Genomic DNA, 20812 nt, shown 5'->3' with positions numbered 1-20812 from the left:
TGGTGCATTTGGCTTTTGGGATTTTAAAATCCCAAAAGCCTTTCGACCCCAATTATTTGACTGCTACCCCTTGACAGTTCAAGACAGTATCTACAAGCCGCTGATGGATATTATTGTTTTTTATGCCGATGCAATTCCCCCTTACCAATTACCAATTCTCCCAAAATATATGAATCCCGATCCAGAAATTCGCCGCTTGTTAGATGTGATGCCCGCTTCCGGCCGCATGATGTGTAAAATTATTAATAAGCCACAACAATCAACGGTAATTGACTGCGATTTTCCGTTGCCTTGGAATCAATCTCGCCCGATTTATATTAATTTTGATTTGTGGCGGCTGCTATCTAAGCCGCAGCGGGATTTACTGCTATTGCGGAATGTAAGTTTTTTGTGCAATTTTAAGTGGTTTAAACCGGATATTTATCAAGGTGCGGCTCTGGCGGGAATTGTCGGGACTGTTGTAGAATTGTTGCAGGGAGATGCGATCGGCACTGCGATCGCGGGCGGTTTGACGGGACTCGCCATGACTCGAATTTGGCGAGACAACCGCAGTTCCCAAGTAGAGTTAGATGCTGACGAAGGGGCGGTTAGAGTAGCGGGAAGGCGCGGTTACAACGAAGCGGAAGCGGCCGACCATTTGCTTGGGGCGATCGAGGCTGTGGCGCAAATTGAAGGGCGGAGTTTGGATTTTAACGAATTGATTCGGTGTCAGAATTTAAAGGCGATATCGGGTATTTCGGCGGTGGGCGTGCCCGATAGTATTAGGAAAGATTAAAAACTTACTCCCTTCCTACCGGAAGAATATAGAAATGTCGGCTTTACCCAATCATCGCTCTAATAATTACTTCACCTCAGACTATTTGGATCGACTCCTAACTCCCGTAATTTTTGTGCTAATATGTTCACCTGTTCTTCTGGAGTCAGATAACGTTTTCCATCTGCATCGTACCAATACAGCCACTCCCTCGTCACCCCAGAATAATTTCCCCTTTCACAACCAATTCCTAAACCTATTTCGGTCATCCAAACGGGATGTCCCGACTGTAATTCATACTTCCCATTAACTAACTTATGTACTTCCAATCGGGGTTTGCGACGGCGGCGAGATGAATAGATAATGTAATAAAGCACGCCTAAATCTTGATATTCCTCCAACTTTGTGCTGTATTCCTTGCGATACTTTTTGGAAACGACTTCCAGCACCAAAGTTGGGATAACCTTTTCATCCCACAGTACGTAACTGGGACGCAACTCTTCATCGTAAAACCGTTCTACTCCTAAACTCAAGAAACCGTCGGGGACAATTGGAGCTTTTTCAGGGTGATAATAGATACCCATATCTATGCCAAAAAACCAGTCCATGCGTTCTGCCCAAAGTATGAGCAATATTGCTTTTAGCAACCCCGGTATTAGTTCTTGAAGTTCGTTATCCACAGGCGTTTCGTCAGAATCTGGCAGTTCATCGGCTGAGGGCAAGTACCTCGGCAAGTTGTAATTTAACATTGCAGTTTTTCCCAAAACTTACAAAAATTATAGCGTGGTTGTTTTTTGATACCAATCGCAATTCAAACCAGCAACTCACCAAAAATTGCTTGTTCTCGAATAGCCTCATAATTTTTCAAAATCTCCGACCGTCAATTTCTAGTGACTCCTCCTCATCTACTCGCCGACTGAGATAATCCGGCAAGTCATCAAAACATACCCCCACCAAACGGCAAAAATCCCTCATTTGCCGAACAGTCATCGTAGGTTCGTCTCCCTTTTCCCATCGCCGCACCGACGAAGCCGACACCCCCATCCGCACAGCCAACTCTTCTTGGCTCAAGTTAGCGTCCTCTCGCAGTCTCCGAAAAGGCAACTCATTTTGTGGTTGCCGTTGACGTTGCCTTTTTTTTACCATATTATTATAACAGATTAATTTAACCGCCTAATTTAAGCGCTTAAATAGCTTGTAACACGCACAGCCATAGCCAGAACAGACTGCACTAAAAATAAAAGGTGCAAGTCTGTCACATTCCTATGGGCAAACATACCCAATTTACAATACAGCCATGAACAACCCAGAAACTGCGAATGCCTGGATTATTTACCGACTGCTGCCCAACTTTCAGCGCTTACCCGTCGCGCAATTTCGCAGCCGCAGCGAAGCAGAATCTTCCCTGAAAGTCATCCGGCAAATGCTACCCAATACCGAATTAATACTTGCTTTCGAGGTTGGGCCAGAAAATCCAACTACCGAACTCAATCAGCCCCCTGCTAAAGAACCAAACTTGCAAACTTCAGTTAACCGAGAACTCTTGAAACTTTTCATTATCAGTTCTCGTCCTGTTGTTTCCCGCGTCATTCATTCTTTTCACCGCGATAATTTTGCCTGCGTTTCTGACTGGAGTCCGCTTGTCCCAACTCAAAATCCCGGTGAAGTGATGAGCGTCTTAATTAAACATTTGGCCGCTGACTCCTAGCGTTTAATTGAACAGTCTCGATCGTATTGATAGCGGTAAGGTGCGCCCAGCGCACCCTACATCTACATCAGCGGGGTGATGCGTATTGGTAATAGCTTTAGCAATGTCAGTTTAGTGAGTCATAAATTTATCGATCGCTCTTTCTAGTCGATCGGACTGTCGTTGCGGGCGATGCCAACTCAAGAACAATGATAAACTTGATATTCATACCCATCCACCGCAGGCAAATCGCGCGATTCAAGCTGACATTTTTGTGCTTCTAGATTGACAGGTGCGCGAAAATTAACCAACCACAAATCAAGCGGACGTTCTAATTGACTGAGTGTTTTCTCAAGTGTTGCTGCCGCTATTTCCGGCGCATCCCTTCTCTGATTAGCCAAAAGAAACAGCGGAGAATCAAAGGCTTTAACTTCTTCTTTCTTCCTAACATCCGTTACATCCGTTACATCCGTTACAAAATCCTTTGCCGAACTTTTTTCCCATTCCCACCCTATCCCCATCAACTCTCCTATTTCTACATGAGTGTTTTGAGTAGTGGCAATTAACGCGGGAACTTTCGATAATTCGCGGATAATCGGAATTAAAAGGTCTGGTTTGTAATATTTGCGATAGCCGAGATTGGAATTTACTGTGACACCGCTAAAAAAACCCATTGCTAAAATTAGCACCACTGCTTTTTTGCCCGGAACTTCGATCGCCCGTAAATTAAACCATTGACTTTTGGCTGTAGGTGTGTTAAAAATAACCGCCAAGGTTGCTCCTAAAAGCAATATCACACCCGGAAAGTAGACGAAATTGTATCGAGCGCCGCGAGTTAGGTCAATTCCTAAAATATATGCAAAGCTGAAAAATAGGAAAATTGCTCCTAGCACAAATCCGCCGAAAATAACAGTACCTAAACGAGTATCGGGCGTTGTTAAGGAATTTTTAAAAGCGCTAAACAGGATGGGAAGCACCAATATAAAAAATATTGTCATTACGATCGCCGATACAATTACTACTGCCAAATTTTGCGATTCCACCGGCAGCAGAGACATCACAGTGATCCATCCAGCTAAAGCTTGAAAAATCGGCGCGATCCAATCTAAGAATGTGCGATCGCCGCTGACAATCCAATTAGTTAGTTCGCTACCGTATTTATTTGACAAAAATACCGGCAGCCAAACTAAACCGCCCGCCAAAGTGCCGATCGCTACTGCGAAAAGCCGCCAAAGAATTTGAAATTGCCAAATATTAGGCTGCTGGCTGTTTGAAATTGGCAACTTTCCATGAAACTGCATCCAGATTACAGCAATTAAGGCTATTGCTTCGGCACACAAAGTCAGTGCAAAAAAGTAGTGAACCGCAATTCCAAAACAGTTAACAACTACCCAAAGCAGCACCGCCCAAATAGGCAAGGGAGCGCGCTGTTGCAGCTTTTTTGCAGCTAATACGAGGCAAAAAAGAGAGGCAATAACTAATAAGATTCCTAAAGTGTAATGGCGAGCTTCTTGAGCGAGATAAATGCCGTAGGGAGAAACTGCCATCATCGCGGCCGCACATTGACCGACTAAACGAGAACTAAAAGCGAATTTGCCTACAAAGTAGATAGCGGGAACTGAAATCACGCCCAATAATGCAGGAAGATCTCGCCCAATCCAAACTAAACTATCCTCTGAAACCGCAAACAACCGCATCCACCAATGAGCGAGCATAAAATATACTGGTGGATGGTTGCTTTCTAGCAGCAAATTGCGGAGCACGTCGGCGGTGTCAGCATCGGGGCGCAATTGTAGCGGTTCTAATAATGTAGAAAGGTCGATCGCGCGATCGATCGGCACACCGCGAAAACTGTTGCCCAAACTAAACACTAGAGTGGAAAACTCATCCGTCCACAGCGGTTTCGAGTCCAAATTGGCAAAGCGCAAAATAAAGGCGATCGCCGTCCACAGAAATAGCAACAACAGTTGTTTGTTCTTAATCATTAATTCAGTCAATCGATTTTAGATTTTAGATTTTAGATTTTAGAATTGAAGCATTGACCCCACGGATAAATCCGGGGGCTTGTATCCTAGATGCTTTCGGTCATTCAAAGGCATAGGGCAGGAGACCAATTTGTCATTAGCCATCAGTCATTTTATCCATTATCAATTACCAATTACCAATTACCCATTTCCCATTACCTACTTCACGTCCGTCACCCGCCAACTCAGCTTCATATTGATCCAGAAATTCCACAGAGTCACAGTTGCGATCGCAATCAACTTAGCCAAATATTCGTTTACCTTAAAAACATTAAACAGCACATTCACCAGCAGCACATTCATAATCAAGCCAATCAAACAAATCACATTAAATTTCAACAGCCGTTTCAAGCGCTGGCGCTTTCCCGGCTGCCGCTTAGAAATATCACCAAAAGTCCATAAATCATTCCACAAAAAATTATTGATAATTGCCACTTCAGCAGAAAAGATTGCACTGCGAGTCAGCCCCAAACCGAGGACAGTCCGCAGCAGGTAAAAAACTCCCATATCCACAAAAACGCCGCTGAAACCAACCACACCAAACCGCAGGAATCGGCCCATCGGCCAGCGGGCAAACCGCAACCGAAGCAAATGTCGCAAATAGTCAATATACTGTTTCCAGGTAACTTTGCTCTCGCCTTCTTGCCGCTCCTGAAACACGTAACCAACTTCTCCAATCCAGCCGATATCGCCTCTGCCGAGCACTTCAATCAATATTTTGTAACCAGCAGGATTCATGGTTTTGCCCGCTATGCAACTGCGGCGCACCATAAAATAGCCACTCATCGGATCGGAAACTCGGCCCACCACTCCCGGCAGGATCACCAACCCCAGGGTTTGAGCGCCCCGCGATAAAAATCGCCTGACAAGGCTCCAGTCGCTCACCCCACCCTCGCCCACGTGACGACTGGCAGCAGCTAAATCTGCTCCCCGCTGAATTTCTGCTAAAAGCTGCAACAGCGTCTCCGGGGGATGCTGCAAGTCGGCATCGATGACGCCCAAAACCTCGCCCCGAGCCACCTGCCACCCGCGAATCACCGCTGTGGAAAGTCCCCGCTCCTCTTCCCGGCGCATCACCCGCAATTGCGGATATTCCGGTGTCAGGGACAGGGCAACTTCCCAGGTGCGATCGGGGCTGTCGTCATCGACTACAATTAATTCGTAGTTGCCGGGAAGGATACCATCGAGCAATTGGCTCAATTTTTCCACAATACTCTGGATATTCCCGCACTCGTTGTAGGTGGGAATTACCAGGGAAAAATAAATTGGCGGTTTGCCTGCGTGTACAAAAGTTGAACCGAAAGTCTGTATAGCAGGAATTTGCAAAGGCCCCGACGGCACTGGCAAGACCTGATTTGGTTGGTAGCTGCCCATAATTTGAGTGTTCAGAAAGTCAAGGAGAGTTTGGTAGCACTTGAGATTGTAAAATATCGTTCCTCCATAATTGATTAGTTAAAATATAAAAACGCCTTAATTCTAGTCAGTAATTCTGTAATTGAGTTAAAAAGAAAACTGTGGATGCAATTCTTGATCGAGCTTTACAAGGTTATAATATCTCTTCTGCAGAGGCCTTGGTTCTTTTGCAGCAAAGAGATCCCGATGCGCGAGCTTCTATTCAAACAACCGCTGATTTGCTCCGCCGCCGACAATCAGGGGATACAGTGACCTACGTTATCAATCGGAATATTAATTTTACTAACATTTGCGAGCAGCATTGCAGTTTTTGTGCGTTCCGCCGCGACGACGGAGATGAGGGCGCTTTTTGGTTAGATGCAGCTCAAATTCAGGAAAAGGCAACTGATGCAGTGCAGCGGGGTGCGACGGAAATTTGTATGCAGGGCGGCTTAAATCTTCAAGCTAAGCTCAACGGCGCATTTTTGCCTTATTATCTGCAATTGGTGAAAACTATTAAGGATAAATTTCCTCAATTGCACTTGCACGCTTTTTCGCCGCAAGAAATAGAATTTATTGCCAGAGGAGATAATCTTAGTTTCAGCTATGTAATTTCGGCTTTGCGGGATGCGGGAGTCGGTTCGATGCCGGGAACCGCGGCGGAAGTTCTCGACGATTCTGTGCGACGGGTGATTTGCCCGGAAAAACTAAATTCGGCAATTTGGCTGGAAATTGTGGGAACTGCTCACAGTCTGGGTTTACCGACAACGAGTACGATGCTGTGCGGGCATATTGAGACGGCAGGGCAGCAGGTTTTGCATTTAGAAAAAGTGCGATCGCTCCAACAAACTGCGATCGACCAAAACTATGGAGCACGCATTACAGAATTTATTTTACTACCATTTGTCGGACAGCAAGCACCGGCTCCTTTGCGGAGTCGAGTCGGCCGCGACCAACCAATTTTAGCAGATACATTGTTACTCACCGCTGTATCGAGAATCTTCTTGGGAAATTTGATTTCCAATCACCAGCCGAGTTGGGTAAAATTAGGTTTAGATGGAGCTACAGAAGCGCTGAAATGGGGCTGCAATGACATCGGCGGTACATTGATGGAAGAGCACATTACAACGATGGCCGGTGCGGTTGGCGGCAGTTGTCAATCTGTCGAAGATTTGCAAAATGCGATTAGTTCTTTGGGGCGGGATTATCAGCAAAGAGATACAATTTATCGACCTTTAGGGGTTGACAATTTGGCAGTAAATGTGTAATTTTTTGGATGCGAAGTGCGAAGTGCGTAACGTCTCCTAGGAGTTTAGCTGATCGCACTTTCCAATTCTTCTAGCGCTTGACAACTTCCTACCTGCAAAGCACGTTCCACTGTAGCAGGAATCAGTTGGGCGATCGCGATTTCTGGAAAATTCGGACTCATATCGGATTCTACATACTCTCCATCTTGCAGCAAATAAATGCGAAGTCGGCCGCTGTCATAAACCCATACTTCTGGAACTCCAATAATTTTATAGGCATCGATCGTAGTTTTAGAAGTAACATCCGTCTCAATTGCCAAATCCGGTGGCGGAGCGTCGGGTTGCAGTCGGCGGCGGCCAATCATTCGTTGATAATTTAGAATGTAAAAGCAAGCATCAGGTTCAACTCCTGCTGCACATTCCCGTTTGAAAGTAGTAGATCCAAAGGGTTCATATCTTCTGCCCGCTGACTTGAGTGAATTTTTTACAATATCGGAAATTAAATCTTTCGGAATTTCCCGATCTAGTAAGGGAACCCTAATTTCTAAGGTACTGTTACTGTAGGCAATTCTGGTTCTTCGCTTTTCTCCTAATTCCTGCAAAATAGACTCAAATTCCAGCCAAGTTATATTGGGAATAGTTACGACACTACCGGGAGTAAGCTCGATCTGGCTAACAGGTTTAAGCACGGGGGTGATAACAATCATAAGCTGAATTGCGAGCTAGTTGTTAAGTTTGTGCCAAGGGCAGGCAGGATGCCTACCCCACAAGAGTTTTTGGATATATCTGTTGAGTTTAGCACGGGCAACGAGAAGAGATTCGCGATCGCACTTTTGACTCAATTCTAGAAAGAGCGATCGCACATTTAGACTTCATTGCAGCCGGATTAATTTGACTAACAGACTCATGATTTCTCCCTGATCGGGTGTAATAATGATGCGATTGTCGGGAATGGCGATCCTCTTCGAGGGCTGCGCTAACGGATGAGTCCAACGAACAGCTTCTTCGTAGCGCAATGCGTGCAGTTGGTGGTTCGCCGTACCCCCAGCGGCGAACCGATGATGACGTGACGGACTGCTTCGCGATCGCCCTCAAAGGTTTGGTTGGTTAAAACATTCGGCGATGTTTGGTTCGATGATGAATCTTGCAACATAGCTTTGACTAATAATTTTGGATAGGTTGGATGCTTTGTAACGGTAAAACCGCGTACAATAACAAGTTGAAGAAAAGACAGCAATTCCCCTACAGCACAAGTGGCTTAGCTGGTGCTGTCTAATCTCTATTGCTACAAGCGTAAATCAAATAACGGTATGCGTCAACATATTTAATAAAAGCGTCTATTATTTAACATAAAGTAACAAATAGCCTATGGAAATCTCAGAAAGAGCCGAGCGATCGCCCCTAATGCGACTGAGAGTTCAGCGGTTTATGACTCAAAAGCAGCTAGCAGAAGCACTTGGCGTTACGGAAGCGACGGTAAGGAACTGGGAATCGGGGCGATCCGTACCGAAGCTAACGCCTGTTCAATACAAGAAGTTGTTAAAGATTTTGCAAATTACTTCCGATGAATTACCAGACCAATTTGGTTTTCCCAGCGAGGGCGATCGATAGAATATTAAGAGTGGCAAATAATAATGATACTGTTTACCTTCTCAGCCAATGAAAAATGTGGTAGTTCATCAAAATGACAACTCTGACCGTAGAAATTCTTTGTTCTGAGGCGGCAATATTTTCAGCAGCCGAGTCTCAACACCCGGAACCTCTGCTTTACGGAATCACAGACGGAAAGGCTGTTGGAACATATTTGGAGCAAAAGTTCAGACTCTATCTCAAGCAGCAATATGAATTTATAGATGGCAATTCAGCAAGCGGCATCGATTTCCCAGGGATATTGGTTGACGTGAAGGTAACAAGTGTTAGGCAACCGCAGTCGTCATGTCCTTTCAAATCTGCAAGGCAAAAGATTTTTGGGCTGGGATATTCACTGATTATCTTTGTTTACGAAAAGACAGACAACAGTACCATCCGAACTGCAACGCTGAATATTTTGCATACAATTTACGTTAGTGCCGAAAGAACAGCAGATTTTCAAATGACCCGTGGAATTCGCTATATTTTAGATAACGAAGGCAATAAAGATGATTTGCTTGCTTTCATGTTTGACAAAAATCTACCTGTTGACGAAATTGAAGCAGGTAACATTGCAGACGAAATACTGAGAAACCCACCCTTGCAAGGTTTTTTGACCATTTCTAATGCGTTGCAATGGCGACTTCAGTATGGAAGGGTCATTGAGCGTGCCGGACAACAGGAAGGTGTTATCGCAGTTTATAAATCTAACCAATGACTTCTAACAATCGCAAAACCAAACTAGAATACGGCGATTTTCAGACACCGCCGGCATTAGCCGAGATGGTATGTCGAAAATTAGTAGAACTTAATGTCAATCCTGGCACCATAATTGAGCCGACGTGCGGTATCGGTAATTTTATTCAAGCTGCTGCACGTTCGTTTCCATCCGCAGCCAAAATTATCGGGGTTGAAATAAATCAAAATTACTTAAAAGAAGTCAGACTAAATAAGCAATTATTTCAGGATGAGAGATGCGATATTTGGCACGGAGATTTCTTTGATTTTGATTGGAAATCATTAGTCGATCGATGTAGCAATCGACTGCTTGTACTCGGCAACTTTCCGTGGGTGACCAACTCGCAACAAGGAACTATTGGTAGCGAAAATTTACCTAAAAAAAACAATTTTCAAAATCACAGTGGCTTAGATGCTCTCACAGGTAAGAGTAACTTCGATATCTCAGAATGGATGCTGATTCAGGCGGTGCAATGGCTGCAAAAGCGCGATGCCGATCTAGCGATGCTTTGCAAGACTTCGACTGCTAGAAAGTTATTGAATTACCTTCACTCTCAAAAACTCAATCTCGCTGACTGTGCAACTTACAAAATAGATGCTAAAAAATATTTTGATGCAAATGTTGATGCTTGTTTGTTAGTCTGCCAATTTGATGCTCATTCGCGAAACTACTTCTGCGATGTATTTAGCAGTTTAGAAACTTCAGACTGTCACCGAATTGGATATCACAACAATCTCTTGGTTAAGGATATAAATTCTTTCAGTAAATTGAGTAATTTATATGCTGTGAATTCAGGGACAAAATGGCGATCGGGTGTAAAGCACGACTGTTCTAACGTGATGGAGTTTCGCAAAATAGACAATTATTTTGTAAATACATTCGGAGAAGTTGTCGATATTGAGGACACTTATCTGTTTCCGCTAATCAAAGGCTCTGGTGTTGCTCAAAATCGAATTAATGCTACCGATCGATATATGCTCATTACTCAAAAATTTATCGGGGAGTCAACTGAAAATATCAAAAAAATAGCTCCTAAAACCGGGCGCTATCTGGAGGATTGCGGGCAATATTTAGATAATCGAAAAAGCAAAATTTATCAAAACAACCCTCGATTTTCGATTTTTGGAGTTGGCGATTATACCTTCAAACTTTGGAAAATTGCGATTTGCGGGCTTTATAAAAAACTGGATTTTAGGTTGATCGGTGAAATAGCTGATAAACCTGTGGTTTTTGATGATACTGTTTACTTTCTCGGCTTTGACGACGAGGGAGTTGCGCGTCAAACTTTTGAGCTTTTGAATTCACGGGCGGCGATTAACTTTTATTCAGCGATCGTATTTTGGGATGAAAAGCGCCCGATTAAATCCAGTATTTTAAATTGTCTGAATCTGGCACTACTGGCAGATTGGGAGTTTGTAACCGCAGATGCACGCAGATAAACGCAGATGGATAGAGATATAATTTATATTATCAGTAATTCTGAAAACCTATAACTCTAACTTTACCCAAGCTCGTAAACTTCGAGGAATTTGTGGAGTGGCTGCCTGAAAATTCGGCAGTAAGCTGATTATAACTCACATTTTTCAGCATTTGCATGAACAGGCAAGATGCCTGTTCCAGAAGAGATCAATTTTCTTGTGGGGTGGGCCGAAGAACCCGGCCCCAAAAAGATTTATCTCTCGCCCTTTTACATCTTAAACTTCTCCACAATCCGTCTCATCGCCTCTTCCACATTCTCCCGACTATTAAACGCCGAAATGCGGAAATAACCCTCACCCGCCGCACCAAAACCAGAACCCGGAGTTCCCACCACATTGCAAGTTTCCAGCAACTTCTGAAAGAAATCCCAACTCGACAAACCGTGAGGCGTTTTCACCCACACATAAGGTGCATTTTCGCCACCAAAAACCTCGATTCCTGCCGCTGTCAATTTCTCGCGAATAATCGCAGCATTTTCCATGTAAAAATTGACTAATGCCTGAATCTGTGCCTTGCCAGCCTCAGAATAAACCGCCTCAGCACCGCGCTGCACGATGTAAGAAACACCGTTAAACTTAGTAGATTGGCGGCGGTTCCACAACTTCCAAATTTCGACATCTGAACCATCTGCTGCTTTTCCAGTCAAAGTCTTCGGTACAACTGTTAACGCACAGCGAGTACCCGTAAAACCAGCATTTTTGGAAAAAGAACGAAATTCGATCGCACAATCCCGCGCCCCTTCAATTTCGTAGATAGAATGCGGTAAACTCGGATCGGTAATATACGCTTCGTAAGCCGCATCGAAGAAAATAATCGAACCGTTAGCTTTAGCATAATTTACCCAAGCTTGCAAGTGTTCCTTAGTTGCAGTTGCCCCCGTCGGGTTATTGGGGAAACACAAGTAAATTAAATCGACTTTTTTGTCGGTGGGAATTTGGGCAGTAAAATTGTTTTCCGCTGTAATTGGCAGGTAAACTAAGCCGCCGTATTCGCCATTTTCGTTCGCATCTCCGGTGTGTCCAGCCATCACGTTAGTGTCTACATACACCGGATAAACTGGATCGGTAACTGCGATCGTGTTATTGTTGCCAAAGATATCGAGAATATTGCCGCAATCGCACTTAGAACCATCAGAAATAAAGATTTCCGAAGCATCAACATCGCATCCCCGCGACTTGAAATCGTGCTCGGCAATTTTCTCCCGCAGCCACTCATAACCTTGTTCCGGGCCGTATCCTTTAAAGGTATCCCGCGAGCCCATGTCTTCCACCGCCGCCACCATCGCCTCCCGACAAGCAGCCGGTAGCGGTTCCGTTACGTCGCCAATCCCCAGCCGAATGATGGGCGCTTCGGGATTCGCCTCTGCAAAGGCTTTTACCCTGCGCCCAATTTCGGGAAACAGGTAGCCGGCTTTGAGTTTGAGGTAATTGTCGTTGATAGTTGCCATAGTTCGATCGCTACAAATGTCGTAGAATAGCTTACTCCCAATTGTCTCTCTCAAGCAGCAGCAAGTTCGGCAACCCATGCTGTAAAGGATTTAACCCATGTGACGGAGGAGGTTCACGGAAGAGGAAGGTTTTCCCCACTCGGACACTCAAACACTCGGATACTCCGCCATTACAGGCAATCTTCGCAGTTGCTGACCAGGCATTGACCAAAAAATCAAACTATCTTGTATAATCAGAATAGTGTGCAGCGCAGAAACAATTATGGACGAGATCGAGTACGCCAAACTCTATCAAGAACTGGCGGTAATTCTGGATGAGTTTAATTTGGGTTGGGTAGTTCAACAAGTAGCGGATAGTGTAGAGATCGGCAAAGTAATTGAAGAGCGATCGCTCAAAAGAAAAACACCTCTGCTGAAGATAGAAGATTATACCGCAAAAGAACAACTTTTGCTGTTAATTGATGCTATCGAGCAAGCGACTGTGAACACTTCCGAAATGGAAGACGAAATTGCTTATTTCTTGAAAGTAGAATCAGAGACTTCTCCCCTCGGCACAAAAATTACCTTTGCGAATTCAGGTGCAGAATCAGCCCAAACAATCGAGTTTACTTCCAGCGTCACAGCCCCCCGTCACAAACAGGCGATCGCCCTCAAGCACTTGCTCGAAAAACTGCCTTCAGGGCCGAGCAACTACGCCATCAATTCCGAAATAAAAAGCAAATTAAAAAGCTCGATCGATCCAGACTTCAACGGAGTCGCAGAACAATCAAGCATTTTTGACGCTTACCTATTCACCATCCTGCTAAAAGCAGTTGCTAATGAAGGTGGTACTATTTATTATAACAATGTTTTAGACGACGAAACACCGAAATATTTAACATTTAGAAAAACGGCGGGAAAAATCCACGGAACTGCACATCCATACACTCATGCTGTTGTGGAATTTCCCGACAAACCAGCCCTGGAAGTTCACCTAGGAGTAAAAGTCCAAGGTAGGGCCGGAGTTCTGCACAACTGCAACGTTTTAATTTTGTACCAAAAAGAAGCGAATATCTGCCGCTTGCTCAACCGCGAACCCCGGCACTCGCAAGTAATTTTAGCAGTAAAATCTCAGCACTGCACCTCAGAACTTAAACTAGAAATGGCTGGTGCTTTTATTGGTTTAGCATCAGACATTCGCTACGAAGGCGGCAGCTATTTCATTTCTAACAGTTACTCCCAACCCGTAGCCAAACTGCTAACTACCGCGCGCAAAAAATGGGAACTCAACATTTTTCCTAGAGCCACAAATGATGTCCACCGGCTGATGTACTCGTTTCAAACTATCTTTAAAGACTTTAAGGCAAGAAACTAACATCAGGGAATTGGGAATTGGGCATCGGGCATCGGGAATTGGGGATCGGAAGTAGTTAGTGTAGGACTTATGCGTAAATACCACCAAATAAACCAGGTTTTTTACCAGGATTCAACGCTCAAATCCAGTATTTAGTAAAAGAAACGGTTTCTGCGTCTAGGACTATAGTGGTTAGTGGTTACTGGTTAGTAGTTTTTCTAATAACAAATAAAAAACAACAAATTACCAATGCCCAATGCCCCATCCCCCATGCCCAATCCCCCATGCCCCATCCCCAATATATTATGATGTTGCGAGCACCCGAACCTTACGAATAATGTTTAAGAAAGATAAATCTTCCCTGTTGTTTACGATCGGAGCCGCCACACTTCTGATCGGTTTAGGCTTTGTAACCTACTACCTCGTCATTTCCCGTGGGCCCGCCAAAGATTTGCCGCCGGGGGCAACGGTTGTCCCGCAAGATACGATGATGGCCCTATCCATCACCACCGATGAATCCCAGTGGAATAGACTGCGAGAGTTTGGCACGCCCGAGTCAAAAGCTTCGTTTGAGAGGTTTTTAAGCCAAATGCGCGATCGCCTCCTCACAAGCAACGGCTACGCCTACGGGCAAGACATTCAACCCTGGGTGGGTAACACAGCAATGGTAGCCTTTCTCCGCAACAAAATAGCTATACCAGCCCCCTCGCCGGCACCCAACGCGCCCCCATCTCCGCCAATTCAACAGTCAGTGGCAATTATCCTGCCAATTGCCAACCCGATCAAAGCCAAAGAATTATTAACAAAACCCAGGCCTCTCAGCCAAGGAAAAATAGTTGAGCGTAATTATAAAGGCGTCCAAGTCACAGAAACTCAAGGCGTACCCGATCGCAATTTCTCAGTCGCGGTACTCGGCACAAGCTATCTAGCAGTCACCACAGATTCTAGTGCTACAGACAGAATAATCGACACCTACAAAGGCGAACCTTCCCTAGCCAAAACCCCTGGCTATGCAGACGCCATAGACAAAATAAAAAGTCCGGGCGCCTTCGGTCAAATCTACGTCAATATGCCAGTTGCCGCCGCCTATGCCTCCGCCAACTCAGCCCGTGAAATTTCGCCAGAAAGCCTCGAAAAACTGCAACAAAATCAAGGATTTGCCACCACAGCAACGCTGGATGCAGAAGGAATTGCATTCAAATCAGTCTCTTGGCTAAAACCAGATTCTACCAGAAGGATAGCAGTAGAAAACAATGCTCTAAAAATGGCTAACCGCCTGCCAAGCAATACAATAATGATGGTATCCGGCGGCAACTTGCAGCGTTTGTGGCAAGACTACGTATTGGGAGCCGAGGCAAACCCGATTTCCCCGATTAATCCCCAAGTTTTACGCACAGGTTTAAAATCCACTACCGGGCTGGATTTAGATAAAGACTTAATGAACTGGATGGCGGGAGAATTTTCTCTATCATTAATACCAGCGCCAGCCCAGAATCCCAGAGACAAATTTGCTGCCGGATTTGTATTTATGGTGGAAACAAACAACCGAGGCGCAGCGAACAAATCCCTGAAACAGCTTGATGAAACGATGAAAACTAAAGGGTTTAGAGTGGAGGAAATTCAAGTCGGCGGCAAACCTGCGACAAAATGGACATCGCCGTTTGGAGGGATTACGGTAACTCGCGGCTGGATGAACGATGTAGCGTTTATGGCAGTAGGAGCTCCAGTGGTTGATACAATCGTTCCGGCACCGAAAAGTCCGCTTTTAAGCAGCGAACTGTTCCAGAAAACAGTACGATCGGAACTTAAACCTCACAACGGCAATTTCTTCATCGACACCGAAAGTGCGTTTAACCCGAAAAACCTAGCTTTGCCGGAGTTTTTTCCTCCCAATCAAAAAATGTGGATAGACGCCACGCGGTCGATCGGCATTACAGCGGCCGTCATTGGCGATCGTACCACCCGTTATGATGCTTTTGTCAGTCTTAAAAAATCCACCCAATCCACTCCTTCTGCAAATCCTTCACCGCGTCCTGCTTCACCGCGCCCTGCTTCACCCAGTCCCTCGCCCACTGTCCAAACTTCTCCCAACTAACTCTTAAATCATTCAACAAATCCGCCTGGGTACCCCATTAAACAGCAACAGGGCGACAGATTAAAACCGAAAGGCAGCCGTCAGAAGCAAAAAGCAAGAAGCAAGGACAGGACTTACGCATACAGACTAAAGAAACCGGGATTTTTTATCGTTTTTGCAGGCGGGAACGAATTATTTTCGTTAACAAAACCGCTTTCTATGCAGCCTTGCGTCCAGGACTACCAAAGAAACCGAGTTTTTTAAGCCTTGGACTGCAACTAAGTGTTTTCGTAAAAAAACTGGGTTTCTGCGTCCAGGAATGAAGAAGCAATTGACCGTTTCTGACGCACCCTACACTTTGTGTAACCGTTGCGTCCAGGACTTCTTATTTTTGTCAGAATTTTAAGGGTCGGCAATTGTAGAGCCGGCTTTTTTTGTTGTTTATAAAAGGAAAAGAAAGATTTTTTACGTGGATTTTTCCCGGTCAGTTATGGGCGCAGAAGCCGATTTTTTAAACCGCCATACTTCCTTCAAACTCTCACTAATCTAAAAAAAACTGGTTCTAGGGGTCGGAGTGCGTCTAGGAAAGCCAGTTTTTTTTATATGTCATCGGGAAGATACAGATTCTAGGCATTGTGAGTTATATTTAAATTCTGGAGAAGATACGCTCGGGGAATTGCAAATGCAGAGGCAAATTTTACAGGGAAATTTTCCTCAGTGAGTCGGGAAAGTGAGTCTGGAACGCACTTGCAGTCCGAAACCCGGTAGCTTCATAAATATACAGTCTTTAATCCCAAATTTTCAGAAAAACTAGGTTTTTTTACCTAATTTTTCTGTCTATATTTTACCCATTAAAAACCTATGGAAACTGCCAAAAATATTCAAATAAAGGCTAAATTGCTGTCCAAAAAAAGAATAAGCAAACTGGCAGTTTCTCTGCCAATAGTCTTAATAAATCTTTACTTTTTGCAAGCAAAAGCCGAAGGTCAAACAATTGTTCCAGCGGCGGAGGCAACGGGCACAACCGTCACTCCGGCAGCCCAAAACGGAACTCCTGGGCAGCCAACTCGCTTCGATATTGAAGGCGGACAATTATCGAGCGATCAACAAAATCTTTTCCACAGCTTTACAGAATTCGGCTTGTCGGAAAATCAGATTGCCAACTTTATATCAAACCCCAACATTCGCAACATTTTAGCGGGCATAGGCGGCGGCAATCCCTCGATTATTAACGGCTTAATTCAAGTAACCGGCGGCAATTCTAACTTGTTTCTGATGAATCCCTCCGGCATCATATTTGGCAATAGTGCCAGCTTAAACGTGCCGGCTTCTTTCACAGCTACCACCGCCACCGCTATTGGATTTGGTTCAAACTCATTTAACGCCAACGGTAGTAGCACTTACACATCTCTGACAGGCGCGCCCAATTCCTTTTCTTTTGCGGCCGATCAGGCAGGGGCAATTATCAGCACGGCAGACTTAGCAGTCAAGTCAGGGCAGAACTTAACCTTGCTCGGCGGCACCGTTGTCAGCACAGGCAGCGTTTCGGCCCCAGGCGGTCAACTTACCGTAGCATCAGTCTTAGGGACAAATTTAGTGCAGGTCCGCCAGCGAGGCAATTTGCTGAGTTTGGAAATAGAGCCGCCCTCAGCGACGAGCAGCACTGGAACAACGGTAACAGCTTCGGCATTGCCGATCGCATCTTTGCCCGAACTGCTCACAGGTATTGGTGAAACAAACGCTACAGGCCTCAGCGTCAATGCCAACGGTGAAGTGGTACTCACGGCGTCTAACCGAGCAGTAGCTGCGGGGGACGTTGCAGTAAAAGATGCAAATGCTGGGGCGATCGACATTCAAGCAGCCAACAGCATTGCAGTCAGCGGAAACCTGACAACTTCCCAAGGTGGCCCGATCGCCCTAGAAGCTAGTGGCGACATTAGCACTGCGGATCTCGACTCCCACTCCGACACCACCGCAGGCGGCAACATCACTGTCACCAGCCGTACAGGAAAAGTAGAAACCGGCAATATCAACGCAAGCTCGATCGACAAAACCAGCAACGCCGGAGACGTTAGTATTGCAGCACCCTCAAGCAGCATTCAAACAGGGTTTATAGACGCAAACTCAGAAGAAAAACAAGGCGGCGCAGTCACCCTCAACGCCCGCAACGACATCGAAGTAACCCATATCAACACCGAAGGCCGAACAGGCGGAGGAGAGATTGACATTACAGCGGGCGGTAATTTCCGAGCTACAGGCACTTTCACAAACGATAACAATTGCTTGTCGCAAGCTTGCAGCATTTCCGCATCCACTACTGGTAGCGCCAATGGTGGAGATATCACCATTCGCCACAATGGCGAAGCCTCGAACACTCCTTTCAGCGTCGGGGCCGACTATAACAAACTCAACGGTACTGCTGGCAGCATTGCCACTGGGGGTCCAAAGAAGGAAAATGTTATTACACAGGGAAGTTATTTCAGCCCCGATCCTCAGATAGTACAGCCGACCCAAATTAACATTACGGCTTCTTCTGTCTCGCCAGCACCAACACCAGCACCAACTCCTGCACCAACACCCGCACCAACTCCTGCACCAACTCCTGCACCAACACCAGCACCAACTCCTGCACCAACACCCGCACCAACACCAGCGCCAACACCCGAACCAACACCCGCACCAACACCAGCGCCAACACCCGCACCAACACCAGCGCCAACACCCGCACCAACACCAGCGCCAACACCCGCACCAACACCCGCACCAACACCAGCGCCAACACCAGCGCCAACACCCGCACCAACACCAGCGCCAACACCAGCGCCAACACCCGCACCCGCACCCGCACCAACACCAGCACCCGCACCCGCACCAACACCAGCACCCGCACCCGCACCCGCACCCGCACCAACTCCTGCGCCAACACCAGCACCAACACCAGCACCAACACCAGCACCAACACCAGCACCCGCACCCGCACCAACTCCTGCGCCAACTCCTGCGCCAACACCCGCGCCAACACCCGCGCCAGCGCCAACACCTTTACAAACACTAACGCCGGAACCAGCGCCCGCACCAGCGCCCGCACCCGCGCCAACTCCTGCACCAGCACCCGCACCCGCGCCAACTCCTGCACCAGCACCAGCACCAGCACCAGCGCCAACTCCTGCACCAGCACCAGCACCCGCGCCAACTCCTGCACCAGCACCAGCACCCGCACCAGCGCCAACTCCTGTACCAGCACCAGCACCCGCGCCAACTCCAGCACCAGCACCAGCACCCGCACCCGCGCCAACTCCTGCACCAGCACCAGCACCCGCACCAGCGCCAACTCCTGCACCAGCACCCGCACCCGCACAAACATTAACGCCGACGCCAGCACCAGTCTCAAATGTGCCACCAGCACCGACAATTACTCAAAACCCTGCACCAGTCTCAAATGTGCCACCAGCACCAACTGTTACTCAAAATCCAGTGGTTGCGCCTGCTGCTGCGCCCATAAATCTCGCACCGATACCGGAACTCGCAGCCAACCAGCCACCCAGCACAAATCGTTTATTTTCGCCCAGCTTGCAAGAGCAAAACCAGATATCTAATTCCTTGCAACAGCGCATTTCACCTCCCGCGTCTGGGAATCTTGACGCTTCCAATTTGCCAACTAACGTCGATGCCGTTATTTTTCCCGTGGAGGAGAGATTTACCAGGGAGTTTGCCGATTACCTAAGTTTGCCATCCACAACTGCGATCGCCACTCTAGAAGATGCCCAAAATACCCTTCGCAGTGTCCAACAAGCCACAGGCATCAAACCAGCTCTCATTTATATCAGCTTTGTACCCAGGGGTTCTACAGTCGATCGGCCTTACAGCAGTTCTCCCATCTTGCGCGTAGAACAGCAAATTCAAGCCTCTGACGAACTGGAAATGATGGTGATCACCCCCGAAGGTGTGCCGGTTCGCCAGCGCATCCCTGGAACCTCTCGCACCGAGGTAATGGAAGCTGTTCGGAAATTTCGCGATGAACTGACTAATCCGGTAAAGCGCAACACTAAAAGTTATTTGCCCTTGGCTCAGCAGCTCTACCAGTGGATGGTAGCGCCGCTCGAAGCAGAACTGCAAGCCAAAGGCATTGACAATTTATCTTTTATCTCAGATATGGGGTTGCGATCGATACCGATGGGCGCCCTGCACGACGGCAAAGGCTTTCTGGTAGAGCGTTACAGTGTTGGATCGATGCCGAGTCTGAGTTTGACAGATACCAGCCTCGCCAATTTCAAAAATACCCAAGTTCTGGCAATGGGGGCGTCGCAATTTCCAGATATGAGTCCTTTACCTGCGGTGGAAATAGAAGTATCGACAATCACCCCGCAGCAGTGGCCGGGTAAGTCTTTCTTGAATGAAGCTTTCACCCTGGCCAATTTGAAATCGCAGCGGCAGCAGCAGCCTTTTGGGATGATTCACTTGGCTACTCACGCCGAATTTCGATCGGGAGATCCCAGCAAATCCTTTATTCAGTTGTGGGATATTAAATTGCGTTTGGATCAGTTGCGGCAAATGAATTGGCACAGCCCGCAAGTTGAAATGTTAGTTTTGAGTGCTTGCAAGACTGCTGTGGGCGATCGAGAGGCCGAGTTGGGGTTTGGCGGGTTAGCCGTGCAAGCCGGGGTTAAATCGGCGATGGCGACTCTTTGGTATGTCAGCGACGAGGGCAGTTTGGGATTGATGACGGAGTTTTACGGGCAGTTAAAAACTGCTCCGATTAAAGCAGAAGCACTGCGGCAAGCGCAATTAGCGATGTTGCGGGGAGAAGTGCGAATTGAAGGGGGGATACTGCGGACTTCTGGTGGCAATGTGCCACTACCTCCGGAATTGGCAAACACGACGAGTCAGAATTTCTCTCATCCTTATTATTGGTCTGCTTTTAGAATGATTGGCAATCCTTGGTAATAGGGTTTGTTTTAGTCGATCGATTGTTTGACTTTGCGGGCGATCGACTGTTAGCAACTTTTG

16 protein-coding genes are annotated in these 20812 nt (G+C 46.5%); 9 read left to right on the top strand and 7 right to left on the bottom strand.

Features of this window, described 5'->3' with window-relative positions:
- Window positions 1–169 precede the first annotated feature (169 nt).
- On the top strand, window positions 170–775 hold the full coding sequence (locus QUB44_RS12565; protein WP_333367519.1) for a DUF3318 domain-containing protein: 606 nt from the start codon (window positions 170–172) through the stop codon (window positions 773–775).
- A gap of 71 nt (window positions 776–846) precedes the next feature.
- Here the strand turns inward: QUB44_RS12565 and QUB44_RS12560 are convergent, their stop codons facing one another.
- Together QUB44_RS12560 and QUB44_RS12555 are read right to left on the bottom strand one after the other, a co-directional pair.
- On the bottom strand, window positions 847–1503 hold the full coding sequence (locus QUB44_RS12560; protein ID WP_333367516.1) for a Uma2 family endonuclease: 657 nt from the start codon (window positions 1501–1503) through the stop codon (window positions 847–849).
- A gap of 115 nt (window positions 1504–1618) precedes the next feature.
- Window positions 1619–1900: a helix-turn-helix transcriptional regulator gene (locus tag QUB44_RS12555; protein ID WP_333367512.1), complete on the bottom strand. Its 282-nt coding sequence runs from the start codon at window positions 1898–1900 to the stop codon at window positions 1619–1621.
- Between the two features lie 151 nt (window positions 1901–2051).
- On the opposite strand from QUB44_RS12555, the gene QUB44_RS12550 reads away from it, so the two are divergent.
- Window positions 2052–2462: a hypothetical protein gene (locus QUB44_RS12550; RefSeq protein WP_333104801.1), complete on the top strand. Its 411-nt coding sequence runs from the start codon at window positions 2052–2054 to the stop codon at window positions 2460–2462.
- A 179-nt stretch (window positions 2463–2641) separates the two neighbouring features.
- On the opposite strand, the gene QUB44_RS12545 is transcribed toward QUB44_RS12550, so the two are convergent.
- Window positions 2642–4426, bottom strand: coding sequence for a glycosyltransferase family 39 protein (locus tag QUB44_RS12545; protein WP_333367509.1), 1785 nt, complete (start codon window positions 4424–4426; stop codon window positions 2642–2644).
- A gap of 198 nt (window positions 4427–4624) precedes the next feature.
- Window positions 4625–5839 (bottom strand): glycosyltransferase, encoded by a 1215-nt coding sequence (locus QUB44_RS12540; RefSeq protein WP_333367506.1) that lies wholly within the window; start codon window positions 5837–5839, stop codon window positions 4625–4627.
- Window positions 5840–5979: 140 nt separating this feature from the next.
- Between QUB44_RS12540 and cofH the strand changes: the two genes are divergently transcribed.
- A complete protein-coding gene (cofH, locus tag QUB44_RS12535; protein ID WP_333367503.1) occupies window positions 5980–7125 on the top strand; it encodes a 7,8-didemethyl-8-hydroxy-5-deazariboflavin synthase subunit CofH in 1146 nt (381 codons plus the stop codon).
- A 44-nt stretch (window positions 7126–7169) separates the two neighbouring features.
- On the opposite strand, the gene QUB44_RS12530 is transcribed toward cofH, so the two are convergent.
- Entirely contained in the window at window positions 7170–7811 is a 642-nt protein-coding gene (locus tag QUB44_RS12530; RefSeq protein WP_333367499.1) for a Uma2 family endonuclease, read from the bottom strand.
- Window positions 7812–8080: 269 nt separating this feature from the next.
- Window positions 8081–8257, bottom strand: coding sequence for a hypothetical protein (locus tag QUB44_RS12525; protein WP_333367496.1), 177 nt, complete (start codon window positions 8255–8257; stop codon window positions 8081–8083).
- A 215-nt stretch (window positions 8258–8472) separates the two neighbouring features.
- Here QUB44_RS12525 and QUB44_RS12520 point away from each other — a divergent pair, with 215 nt between their 5' ends.
- The 3 genes from QUB44_RS12520 (at window position 8473) to QUB44_RS12510 (ending at window position 10911) form a co-directional block, all read left to right on the top strand.
- Entirely contained in the window at window positions 8473–8715 is a 243-nt protein-coding gene (locus QUB44_RS12520) for a helix-turn-helix transcriptional regulator (protein WP_333367493.1), read from the top strand.
- A gap of 73 nt (window positions 8716–8788) precedes the next feature.
- On the top strand, window positions 8789–9451 hold the full coding sequence (locus QUB44_RS12515; RefSeq protein WP_333367490.1) for a restriction endonuclease: 663 nt from the start codon (window positions 8789–8791) through the stop codon (window positions 9449–9451).
- The gene (locus tag QUB44_RS12510; RefSeq protein ID WP_333367487.1) at window positions 9448–10911 is read left to right on the top strand and encodes a class I SAM-dependent methyltransferase; all 1464 of its coding nucleotides are present in this window, start codon (window positions 9448–9450) and stop codon (window positions 10909–10911) included. Before QUB44_RS12515 ends, QUB44_RS12510 begins: the two co-directional genes overlap by 4 nt.
- A gap of 248 nt (window positions 10912–11159) precedes the next feature.
- Here QUB44_RS12510 and QUB44_RS12505 read toward each other — a convergent pair whose 3' ends face one another.
- Window positions 11160–12398, bottom strand: a complete 1239-nt coding sequence (locus tag QUB44_RS12505) for an LL-diaminopimelate aminotransferase (protein ID WP_333367484.1) — start codon at window positions 12396–12398, stop codon at window positions 11160–11162.
- A 262-nt stretch (window positions 12399–12660) separates the two neighbouring features.
- On the opposite strand from QUB44_RS12505, the gene QUB44_RS12500 reads away from it, so the two are divergent.
- The 3 genes from QUB44_RS12500 to QUB44_RS12490 all read left to right on the top strand — a co-directional run bounded on the left by QUB44_RS12500 (window position 12661) and on the right by QUB44_RS12490 (window position 20749).
- Window positions 12661–13752 carry a hypothetical protein gene (locus tag QUB44_RS12500; RefSeq protein ID WP_333367481.1) on the top strand — a complete coding sequence of 364 codons (1092 nt, stop codon included), beginning with the start codon at window positions 12661–12663 and terminating at the stop codon, window positions 13750–13752.
- 316 nt (window positions 13753–14068) lie between these two features.
- A complete protein-coding gene (locus QUB44_RS12495; RefSeq protein ID WP_333367478.1) occupies window positions 14069–15826 on the top strand; it encodes a DUF3352 domain-containing protein in 1758 nt (585 codons plus the stop codon).
- A gap of 840 nt (window positions 15827–16666) precedes the next feature.
- Window positions 16667–20749, top strand: a complete 4083-nt coding sequence (locus QUB44_RS12490; protein ID WP_333367475.1) for a CHAT domain-containing protein — start codon at window positions 16667–16669, stop codon at window positions 20747–20749.
- Window positions 20750–20812 lie beyond the last annotated feature (63 nt).

Source organism: Microcoleus sp. AT3-D2 (assembly GCF_036705715.1).
Taxonomy (GTDB): Bacteria; Cyanobacteriota; Cyanobacteriia; order Cyanobacteriales; family Microcoleaceae; genus Microcoleus.
This window is presented reverse-complemented; position numbering and strand designations above follow the sequence as displayed.